This is a genomic window from Bradyrhizobium sp. (genome assembly GCF_049691595.1).
Classification (GTDB): domain Bacteria; phylum Pseudomonadota; class Alphaproteobacteria; order Rhizobiales; family Xanthobacteraceae; genus Bradyrhizobium.
Window position 1 is genome coordinate 1 of sequence record NZ_JBAVNZ010000453.1, and the last position, 5,103, is coordinate 5,103.

5 protein-coding genes and 1 tRNA gene are annotated in these 5,103 nt (G+C 60.7%); 3 read left to right on the plus strand and 3 right to left on the minus strand.

The annotated features are described in order from the left end of the window. A partial coding sequence (locus WCE35_RS19135; RefSeq protein ID WP_424594893.1) for a hypothetical protein occupies positions 1 to 234 on the minus strand: 234 nt, incomplete at its 3' end. Between the two features lie 409 nt (positions 235 to 643). Between WCE35_RS19135 and WCE35_RS19140 the strand changes: the two genes are divergently transcribed. Further along, on the plus strand, positions 644 to 1,333 hold the full coding sequence (locus WCE35_RS19140) for a nucleotidyl transferase AbiEii/AbiGii toxin family protein (protein WP_424594894.1): 690 nt from the start codon (positions 644 to 646) through the stop codon (positions 1,331 to 1,333). Next, positions 1,330 to 1,620 (plus strand): hypothetical protein, encoded by a 291-nt coding sequence (locus WCE35_RS19145; RefSeq protein ID WP_424594895.1) that lies wholly within the window; start codon positions 1,330 to 1,332, stop codon positions 1,618 to 1,620. Before WCE35_RS19140 ends, WCE35_RS19145 begins: the two co-directional genes overlap by 4 nt. Before the next feature lie 322 nt (positions 1,621 to 1,942). Here the strand turns inward: WCE35_RS19145 and WCE35_RS19150 are convergent. Continuing rightward, positions 1,943 to 2,036: transfer RNA gene (locus tag WCE35_RS19150), tRNA-Ser, on the minus strand. Positions 2,037 to 2,737: 701 nt separating this feature from the next. On the opposite strand from WCE35_RS19150, the gene WCE35_RS19155 reads away from it, so the two are divergent. Beyond that, positions 2,738 to 4,198 (plus strand): porin, encoded by a 1,461-nt coding sequence (locus WCE35_RS19155; RefSeq protein WP_424594896.1) that lies wholly within the window; start codon positions 2,738 to 2,740, stop codon positions 4,196 to 4,198. 172 nt (positions 4,199 to 4,370) lie between these two features. Here WCE35_RS19155 and WCE35_RS19160 read toward each other — a convergent pair. Then, on the minus strand, positions 4,371 to 5,103 hold a 733-nt coding region (locus tag WCE35_RS19160), incomplete at its 5' end, for a lytic transglycosylase domain-containing protein (protein ID WP_424594897.1).

Below are 5,103 nucleotides of genomic sequence, written 5' to 3' on the forward strand. Positions count from 1 at the left end.
GCCCCTGAAGAGCAGCAGTTCCTCGTCGTCGGAAAGGGTCTCGCCGTCGGCCGCCCGCTCGAGCAGGGCGCGCAGCGCGGGCGCGGATTCCTCGATCCGGATGGTGCAAAGCCCGAGCGCCAGAACAGGCAATTTCCGTTCGGTCGCGAGCGCGTGGAGGTGCTGCTCGATCGGCCCCAGATCGAGTTCATCGTTACCGTCGCCGAGAATTGCTTCGAGCTCTTCCTTTTTCATGCGGCCGTCTTCCCCGATGGTTTGGGTTGCCTCGGAGGCGCTGCCAGGCGATCCTCGCATGGATCGCCATTATTCGGCTACGCTCAAGAAGCGTTTCCTGGCGAAGGGTGGCGGGCCATGCTCGATGAAGATGAGCACTATGCCTTCGCCATCGCACCATGTTCGGTCAAGGGCCAACCGAGCCGATATCAGTTAGCCCCGGAGAGTAGCAAGCGGCGAACTGGGGTCGAGGCGATCCCAACCATAAGCGGCCCGCTCTGAGAAAAGTTGCTCAATAGACAGTACGGTTGTCATTTCGATTTCACGCAAATCCAGCACCGAGCAAGCCCAAAAGGCACTTTAACATATTGATTTTATTGATATTTTAAGATAGGCTGATAGGATGGATTTTGATTCGGTGATGTAGAAAATGGGCCCGCACTTCCAGCCACGCTTGAGCGTACTTCCCGCCCCGCAGCGCCGGTTGTGGGATGAACTCGTCGGAGTGCCGAAGGAGTTCGTGCTATATGGCGGAACGGCGCTTGCCCTGCATCTCGGACACCGCACATCGGTTGACTTCGATTTCTTCGGCGATCGCGCTTTCGAGCCCGCCAGGCTTGCGTCCACCTTGCCCTTCCTCGCCGACGCGATAATTACTCAGCAGGAGCCGAACACGCTTTCGGTATCCGTTGATCGCGGCGGACCGGTCAAAATTTTGTTCTTCGGTCTGCCGGCGCCTGGCAGGCTGACTGCGCCCCTTATCGCCCCCGATAATGGACTTCATGTCGCGTCGCTGCTTGACTTGGCGGGAACCAAGGCGGCGGTCGTTCAGCAACGCGCCGAAGCGAAAGACTATCTCGATATCGACGCTCTCCTGAATGATTGCCGGATCGATCTGCCAGCCGCGCTCGTCTGTGCGCGCGAGATCTATGGCCCGTTATTCAACCCTCAGCTCACGCTCAAGGCCCTGTCGGTTTTCGGTGACGGCAATCTTCATCGTCTGTCACGTGACGTGCAGGATCGATTGGCGCGGGCAGCTCGTGAGGTCGATCTCGATCGGCTGCCGGGAATTGCAGATATTGTCCGATCGTTCGCGCAGGATTTCAGGACAAAGCCATGAAGCCAATTCCGCTCAACGCCGAGACTGAGCAAATCGCCCGCAGCCTCGTTTGGTTCGAGCCGCCCGAACAGGCCTTGGCCGATCCGGTGCGTTTCATGGCCTACGCGATGGCGCGCGCCACCCATGAACAGATGCGCACGATCCGGCGGTATGTAACCGATGCTGAATTCCGACAGGCCCTCGACAATGCGCCCCCAGGGATTATCGACTCCCGCTCCTGGGCCTACTGGAACTCGAAGCTCGGCCGCTATCCCGCGCCGCCATTGCCCTCGCGCCGGTTTGGGTGATCGGCCTCATCCGTCGCAGAACGAGATGATCGGTCATGCGGACGGAATTGATCGATGCACAATCGTGAACCATCCTCGTCATTCCGGGACGACGCCAACGGGTCCGCGCAAAGCGCGGCCCGATGACAGGCTCCGCGTCGAGCTATGATGTGCAATTGCGCATCAGAGCAACCATAACCACGGCTGTCTCTGATCATCCTCTGCCAACTGACATTTGGGGTTATGGATTCTATGATGTGCAATTGCACATCATAGCTCGCGCCAAAGGGCGCGCCCCGGAATGACGATGGCCCGGGGATTGCCCTTTCGCCCAGAAGGCGGCTGGCGGAGACGGAGGGATTCGAACCCTCGATAGGGCTTTACAACCCTATAACGGTTTAGCAAACCGCCGCCTTCAGCCACTCGGCCACGTCTCCGGCAGGGCCGATATGCCCGAGGCGGGCGCGAGCCGCAAGCGGCAGATTGATGTCGCGCCGAGGCTCTTCGTGGGGCGCTGCCGTTTTGATCGAAAACGGCGGCGAGGCGGACTGCGAGACTCTTATACTGCTGGACTCTTGTTAAGGCTCGCGATGGGCGCTTCGCGGCGCGGATCGACGCGCCCAGGAACATGGCGTGCCCCGGCAATCGTCGCCTTGCGAAGTGACAGCCTTGTTGCCGATTGTTTCGCCGTGGAATCGATCGCCTCGATCGCCCGATTCGATCTGCAAGACGGTATTGCAGGGCAAAACCCGGCGGCTCGGCGTCAGCGGCGACGATTTACGGGGCAAGCGGAACTATCAAAAAATATCTTTATGACACAATATCTTACAGCGAAAGTTGGATCACGGTCGCGTGTTATTTGTGCAACACCCGCGGGAAAACAGGCGCAGCCCGGCCCTTCAAATCGGTTCCCTTGTTGCGTGTGCAGGTGCCTTCGGTAATTGTGATGTTGCGACGGAGGGGGGCATCCCGAGGTCGTCCCGTTCTAGGTGGTTCGCTTAAGTCCCTCGCGTTCATGCGGGAGTGTCCGAAGGCGCGAAGCGGCTAAGCGGGTTTCAGGGGATTAAGGGAACCAACCTTAGGGTATTTCACCCGGCGGATCCGGAACCTTCCCTACAGAGCAACTTGGAGGTTTAACATGAAGATGGTTAAGAGCCTAATTCTCGGCTCAGCGGCGGGTCTGCTCGCCATGAGTGGGGCTCAGGCAGCTGATCTTCCCGTCAAGGCCAAAGCGGTCGAGTACGTGAGGATCTGCTCCCTGTATGGTGCCGGTTTCTACTACATTCCGGGCACCGACACCTGCATCAAGCTGGGTGGTTATCTGCGCGTCGAAACCGCGTTGGGCACCAACAGCGTCTTCGGTGGCGCCTATAACGGCGTCGCTGGTGCGCACAACCGCCTGAGCAACTACTACACCTCTCGCTCCCGCGAGGATCTGAACATCGATACGCGCACCGCGACCGAGTACGGCGTGCTCCGCACCTTCTTCGATGCGACGTTCAGCTGGACCACGAGTACTGACGGCATCGCCGGCGGCACGCTCGGCGTCTACTATGCGTTCATCCAGTTCGCCGGCTTCACGATGGGTAAGGCCATCTCGCAGTTCGACGCACCCTGGACCAACTATCCGGGCAACAACTTCGACGGTCTGGTCGGCGGCGGTGGCACTGTCACCGGTGTCAACCAGTTCAGCTATACCGCGCAGTTCGGCAATGGCGTGTCGGCCACGATCTCGGCGCAGGATCAGGCCGCCTACTACACGAGCAACGTCTTTAACACGGCAGGCGCAACGGCAGCAGGCATCGTGACTGGTGCTTACGGTTCGAACGGCTTGGGCGGTGCGTGGGCTCCTGACATCGTCGGTCAGGTCCGCGTTGACCAGGCCTGGGGTCTGGCCCAGTTGTCGGTGGCGGCGCATGACAACCACGCCTCCTACTATGGTACTACTCTGAATGAGCTCAACGGTCATCCGGACGACAAGTGGGGCTGGGCTGTGCAGGGTGCCTTGTCGATCAAGAACCTCCCGACCGGTGCCGGCGACACCATCAACTTGCAGGCCGTGTATACGGACGGTGCGACCCGCTACAACTTCCAGAGCCTGGTTCCGTCCACGTTCGCCATGTATGGCGGCACCGGCCTGCCAGGAGCATACCAGAGCCTCGCCCTTGCTGGCGTTGCTGATACTGTGTTCGGCACCGGCACCTCCCAGTCGTCGGTTACGACATGGGGTTTCCGCGGTGGCTTTACCCACAACTGGGATCCCTACTGGAACACCGCAATCTACGGTGCATACGCCCAGTTGAAGTACTCCGGTGCGGGTAGTGCTCTTGTCTGTGCGCAGGTTACGCCGCTTCTGACGGCGGGCTCTACTTGCAACCCCGACTTCAACATCGGGCAGATTGGTCTGATCACGCGTTGGACCCCGGTCAAGAACCTGACCTTCTCGGCCGATGTCACCTACACCATGTTCGACCAGAAATACACTGGCGCGATTGTGGCCCTGGCGCCGCTGGCGGCTGTTGCCAAACCGGCAGCAACGTACGAGCTGAAGGACCAGAACACGGTGAGCCTGCTTCTCCGCGCTCAGCGCAACTGGTAAGATCGGTCTAACGACCCAAACAAGAACCCCGGCAGGAAACTGCCGGGGTTTTTTCTTTGTCTCGATCGCTGTTTCGTCAATGCGGTGAGCTATCGGGCAGGATTTGCGGCGCAAGCCGGAGTTCCCTCGCACCGCCCTTGAGCGGGCAGCATCCAGGATTGCCGTCGAAGGTCTATTCGATGCTGGCGCCGCGGTGCAGGTCGGCTTCGATCTGCAGCCGCGTTCCGCCGCCGAACCGCGCGCGATAGACTTGCAGGTTCTCCATGATCCGCTGCACGTAGTTCCGCGTCTCGGAGAACGGGATCAGTTCGACCCAGTCGACGGCGTCGACCTTGGGATCGCGCGGATCGCCATAGCGGTCGATCCATTTCTTGACGCTGCCGCGGCCGGCATTGTAGGCGGCGAAGGTCATGATGTAGGAGCCGCGGTAATCCTCCAGCAGCCCGCCCAGCTCGGCCGCGCCGAGCGCCGCGTTGTAGACCGAATCGCTCTTCAGCCGGGCGAGATCGTAGCTGGCGCCGTGGCGCTTGCAGACATAGCGGGCCGCTTCCGGCGTCACCTGCATCAGCCCATAGGCCTGCGCCGGCGACACCACCGCCGGATTGAAGGCGCTTTCCTGCCGGGCGATGGCGTAGACGATGCCTTGCTCGATCTCGGGCCCGATCGGCTTGAACGAAGGAATCCCGGTGACCGGATAGGCGTAGACATCGAACGGCAGCCCGCGGTTGAGCGCGGCCTTGCCGAGCAGCAGCATTCCGCGCGCGTCACCATGGCGTGACGTCAGTTCGCCAAGCCCGGCCAACGCCTCGGGATCGCCGTTCTCGCCCATATCAGCCAAAATCGGGATCGCGATTTCGCCCTCGTCGAGTTCGTAGAGCAGTTGCACCGCGCGGACGATCTCCAGC

Excerpts from the sequence above, each read along its gene's own strand:
- WCE35_RS19140 (WP_424594894.1), top strand. The coding sequence starts at position 644 with ATGGGCCCGCACTTCCAGCCACGCTTGAGCGTACTTCCCGCCCCGCAG.
- WCE35_RS19145 (WP_424594895.1), top strand. The coding sequence starts at position 1,330 with ATGAAGCCAATTCCGCTCAACGCCGAGACTGAGCAAATCGCCCGCAGC.
- WCE35_RS19155 (WP_424594896.1), top strand. The coding sequence starts at position 2,738 with ATGAAGATGGTTAAGAGCCTAATTCTCGGCTCAGCGGCGGGTCTGCTC.